Source organism: Oleiphilus sp. HI0061 (assembly GCF_001635675.1).
Window position 1 is genome coordinate 1 of sequence record NZ_LWFE01001445.1, and the last position, 5,046, is coordinate 5,046.

3 protein-coding genes are annotated in these 5,046 nt (G+C 45.9%); all 3 read right to left on the bottom strand.

Translation table 11 applies throughout. From position 1 onward, the window contains the following. Positions 1-140, bottom strand: a 140-nt coding sequence (locus tag A3735_RS32315) for a DUF2956 family protein (RefSeq protein ID WP_156499843.1), incomplete at its 3' end; no start/stop codon positions are given. A 62-nt stretch (positions 141-202) separates the two neighbouring features. Then, positions 203-3,721, bottom strand: a complete 3,519-nt coding sequence (locus A3735_RS22790; RefSeq protein WP_068512838.1) for a response regulator — start codon at positions 3,719-3,721, stop codon at positions 203-205. 110 nt (positions 3,722-3,831) lie between these two features. After that, positions 3,832-5,046: TrkH family potassium uptake protein (locus A3735_RS22795; protein WP_068638713.1), on the bottom strand; the 1,215-nt coding region annotated here is incomplete at its 5' end.

The window sequence follows — 5,046 nt, forward strand, 5'->3', positions numbered from 1 at the left end:
ATCCCTTTTTGAATACCCTGGGCAATGATTTTTGTTTGTTCTTTCGTTTGGCCTGGGCGTTGGTTCGCTTTTGCCAGCTTATTAGCTTCTTCCAGCGTCCGCTCGCTTCCTTTTGAGTGCCGCTTATCATATTTTGCCATTTTACTTCCTTGGTTCTATTTGGGGGTGAGCTGATGAGGGAATTGATTGCAAGTGATCTAGCCTATGAATAGTTGTCTTCAACACGCCTGGTTAGTTCAGATAGTTCCTGTGTATCTTGTTCATTCAAGTCGCAGTTAGCCAAAACGAAGTTTGCCGTGCGCACTACGGCTCGCCACCTGGGCCTATCAGGGATAGTACGAGCGCTCAGGTACTTGTCAAAGGTTCGAGTTTTAACCGTGGTGCCGTCCACGTATACACGCCAGCAGCGACTTTGCTCTGCCAGGTCAACCTTTGTCTTATTTGTTGAGCGCTCCCAAATATTTAGTGAGTTCCTCAACAGTTCGACAATAAGCTCTTTGCCATCAAATTCGGTTTTATCATCGTGTTCAAGAGCTGGAGGAGAGTCTATACATTGAACTGAGTCTGTATCGCCTATTTGTTCACTGATTTGCTCTCCCGCATGATCAGGATCAATGAGAACATGCCTTAGTGCCCCTTCAATTTCATTGATTTTACGCCGACTTTCGCTCAGCTCATGAGTTAGTGCTGCCAGGGCATTATCAGTCTGTAAAGGCTTACCTTCAACCTGTTCTGGCGACAGTTCTCTTTGGTCGATAACCAAGGCTAAATAAGGTTGACCGGACTCGTTAACGTATTTGATGGAAGCGTGCCATACAGCCTGCTCGCCGGGTTCACTCATCAAGTCTATTGAGTAGGCCGAATCGGGCTTTTCGACTAACGCTTTCTCCAGTTGAGAGAGTAGCTCTGGCAAAACGAAGTCGCTAATGGGGCGCCCTAGTAGGCTGGACTCGGATGATTCACCAAGTTTGTGGCTAAATTCTTGTAGCGCTCTATCATTCGTGTAAGCAATATTGAGTTGCTCGTTGATGACGATAATAAGTTCTTCACTAATATCCAGAACGTTAAGCAACTTCGAATTAAGTTCGGATAACTCTTCTTCCAGGGCTTCTCGTTTAGCGATCTCGTTGCGAAGCTTCTGGTTTTCCTGGTTCGCGATCCAGCACCTTCTTACGCTTAGCTGACTTTCTACGCGGGCGATTAGTTCTTTATTATGATAGGGCTTGATGAGGTAATCATTGGCACCTTGGCTCAGGGCGCTGACAATATCGGATATTTGATGCCGTGCTGTCAGCATGATGATGGGGAGTTCATAGCTGTCGAACTGCTTCCGAACCAGGGTGCAGACTTCAATGCCGCTCATTTTTGGCATCATAAAGTCGAGTAATATCAGGTCAGGTACTTGTTGGTTGAGCCTGGCTAGAGCGCTAATTCCATCCGGGAAGACTTCATATCGATAACCTTGTTGTGACATCAGGCTGGAAACCAGCTCCAGGTTTACGGGTTCATCGTCGACGATAAATATCAGCGGAGTCATTTCTTCGCTACCGCCTTCAAACGATAAATCGGGTAGTTTTGCAGAGGTTTCGCTGGTAGAAACCTGAGTTTCCTTAGTGATAATAGGTGCTTGAGTGGCTGGTAGAGCGGTTTCAGCTAATTGCTTATTGGCTTCCTGATTGCTGACCAAACCAGCGGGTAAGGATAGGGTGACATCTGTGCCTTGATTGGCCTGGCTTTTAATCGTTAGGGAACCGCCGTGCAATTCAACAAGCTGTTTACTGATGGATAGGCCGAGCCCGGTTCCGCTTGCTGAAGGGTGACCTTCAACATGGACTTGCTCGAAGGGACGAAACAGGCTGTGTAGTTTCTCTTCAGGGATACCGACACCTGTATCAGAGATCTTAATTAATACTTCTTCTCCTACCTGGTAAGCGCTTAGTGTGATTTTGCCTTGTTCGGTATATTTGACGGCATTGCCTAGTATATTGATCAATATTTGCTGCACGCGAAACTCATCTGCATTTAAGTTTCTAACCTTAGGTGAAATCTCTGCTTTTAACTCAATAGGCTTCTTATCCAGAAGAGGTTTCATGGTGGTAAGTACTAACTCTGATATAGACTGAAGATCTATGGGAACGATATTCAGTTTTAGCTTTCCATGTTTGATACTCGAAAAATCAAGAATGTCGTTCACCAGGATATTCAAGCGCTGCGAGGTGTTAGAGATAAGCTCAATCTTGTTTTTTTGGTCTGGACTTAAGCTCTGCTGATCACTTTCGATTAATACTTTTGCTAGCCCCGAGATACCTTGTAAAGGCGTTCGTAGTTCGTGAGAGGTAGTGGCCAAAAACTCATCTTTGAAGGCATCCATTTCGATAAGTTCTTTATTTCGACTTTTTAGTTGCTTCGACATCGCCTCTACTAAGTCTAGGTTCTTCAGATAGTTCCGTTGAAGGGCGATGGACTGGGAGATAACAAAAGCCAGTACGCCAAAATGTGCGACATTAAAAGGTGTGCCGAAAATACCATTGGCTTTGAGTACATCATGAATAACGGTAAGCGCCAAAATAAGCAAGCTGGCGCCAAAAGCTTTAACCCGTTTTCCACCTGCCTGAACAACTTTTAAGTACATAGCCATTGCAAAGGTGACGCTAATTAATACCAGTACCTGAAATGCCACATTCAACTCGGTGTATATTCGGTTCTCGAATGCCAGGCAGATAAAGACAAAGGGGGTGATTAGCACCCATGAGACTCTCATGGTAAAGGCCGGGATATATTTCCGGTATAAGGCGCTAAAGAAGCCCATAAAGAAAGGAAGCGTCAGGTAAAAACTTAAATGCTCAAGGCGTTGGAGGCTTGCCCAGCTGAACCAGTCAAATAAGTGCAGAACCCGCTCATCAATCATTAAGCGCCTGAAGCCCACAGCCAAGCACAATAGACCAAAGTATAGAGCGCTAACCTCTTTTGAGCGGAAGGCGAATAATGAAAAATTATACAGGCCGATTGCAATTAGAATTGAGCCAAAGAAGACTGCCGATATGATCGGACGATACTCCATATTGAAACGGCCGGCCTCGCCCGTCATGCGTAGACTAAACCATATGCCGCCCTCGCGATAATGGTGATTAGACAGATGAATCACGATATCTAGTTCGCTAGCATGATTGGTGAGTTTGATTACTCTGGGTCTAAACTCAGGCGTTTCAGTGCTCTGATAATAACCGGGCTTACCGTTTTGGGCGCTAAGATTGCCGTTGATGTAAAGCTTGTAGGCGCTTGGCATGTCAGGAATATAGAGATAGATAGGCTCCAAATTCTGTGGCACCAGAACTTTTGCATGATACGTTGCAAGACCCAGAGGAGGATAGATTACCTGCTGTTCTTGAATGTGCTCACCCTTCATTGTGTCAACGCGTTGATTCTCGACAAAGCGATAGGGGTTTTTATTCCAAACACCGGGAACGGGAAATTTAATGGGGCTTTCTTCTGTCTTGTAGATGTCCTGAGGTGGAATGAAGCGGTTCCAGTAAGTATTCCAATAGCCGTCAAGGCTAAAAGATTGTTTGCTAGACCAATCTTTGTCTCGCAGGTCGATAACAAGGAGTTTATTCGTGCTTGCTTGAGCCGTATTACTTTCGGCCTGCAATGCAGAAGATACACCGGCTAAAAATAGGAAAAAAATGAGAAAGAGTGTATTTAAGCACGAGAGCTTAAGCATGTCTGACAGCCACTTATATTTTTATTATTGATCAATCATAAGGTTTATTGGCCGCTATGTCAGTGCACTCGTCTGCTTTATTGGTATTTTCTCGGTTTTTAATAAGGGCCTTAATTTCGCCAGAAAGCAGGGGTAAACAATATCAATAAAGTGAAGATCTCTAGGCGGCCCATTAGCATGGCAAAGCATAGAACCCACTTAGCGGTATCGGGAATGTCGCCGTAGTGTTGTGCGACATCACCTAAGCCTGGGCCTAAATTGTTAATACTGGCACCGACAGCTGACCAGGCAGTGACTTGGTCCAAGCCCGTTGCCAGTAACATTAAGAGCAAAATAACGAAGACGAACAAGTAAACCGAAAAGAAGCCCCAAACAGCTTCAATCACACGGTCGGGAACCGGCTTTTTGCCAAGTTTTACTGGAATAATGGCGTTGGGATGAATTAGACGTTGGATTTCTCTCAAGCCTTGCTTGTAGATGAGTAAGATTCGAATCGCCTTCATGCCACCGCCGGTTGAGCCTGCACAGCCGCCAACAAAGGCAACAACGAATAAGAGGAAGGGCAGTACGAATGGCCAGGCTGTGAAGTCTGCTGTAGCAAAGCCAGTGGTTGTTGCGATGGAAACAACTTCAAAGGCGCCTCGAATCATAGAGTCAGAGAAGCTATAAGTATCGGTGAAGTAAAGCGTTGCGATCGTAATAATGGTTACGATCAACATGAGCGATGCGTAAAAGCGGAACTCGGGGTCCATAAAGTACGTTCGCCAGCTATTGCTTCGCCATGCAGTGAAATGCAGCGCGAAATTAACCCCGGCGATAAACATAAAGAAGATGGCGATTAGTTCAATTACGCTATTATCGAAATAGCCAATACTGGCATCATGGGTTGAATAGCCGCCGATGGCGATGGTCGAAAAACTATGGCCTATGGCGTCAAACAGGGTCATTCCAGCGGCCCAGTAAGATAGCGCGCAAGCGACTGTTAGCCCGAGGTATATATACCAAAGAGCTTTGGCGGTTTCGGTGATTCGAGGCGTTAATTTACTGTCTTTTACCGGGCCGGGAGTCTCTGCTCGGTATAGCTGCATACCACCAATGCCTAGCATTGGAAGAATGGCGACAGCCAGTACGATCAAGCCCATGCCGCCAAGCCATTGCAATTGTTGTCGGTACCACAAGATAGATTTGGGCAGGTCATCTATCCCGGTAATGACGGTCGCGCCAGTGGTGGTTAGCCCCGATAGGGACTCAAAGTAAGCATCAACGAAGCGTAAATCAGGGGAGTCAGATAAATATAAGGGCACTGAACCACTCAGGCTGAGCAC

Coding starts and splice junctions, on each gene's coding strand:
- A3735_RS22790 (WP_068512838.1), bottom strand. CDS start 3,721: ATGCTTAAGCTCTCGTGCTTAAATACACTCTTTCTCATTTTTTTCCTA.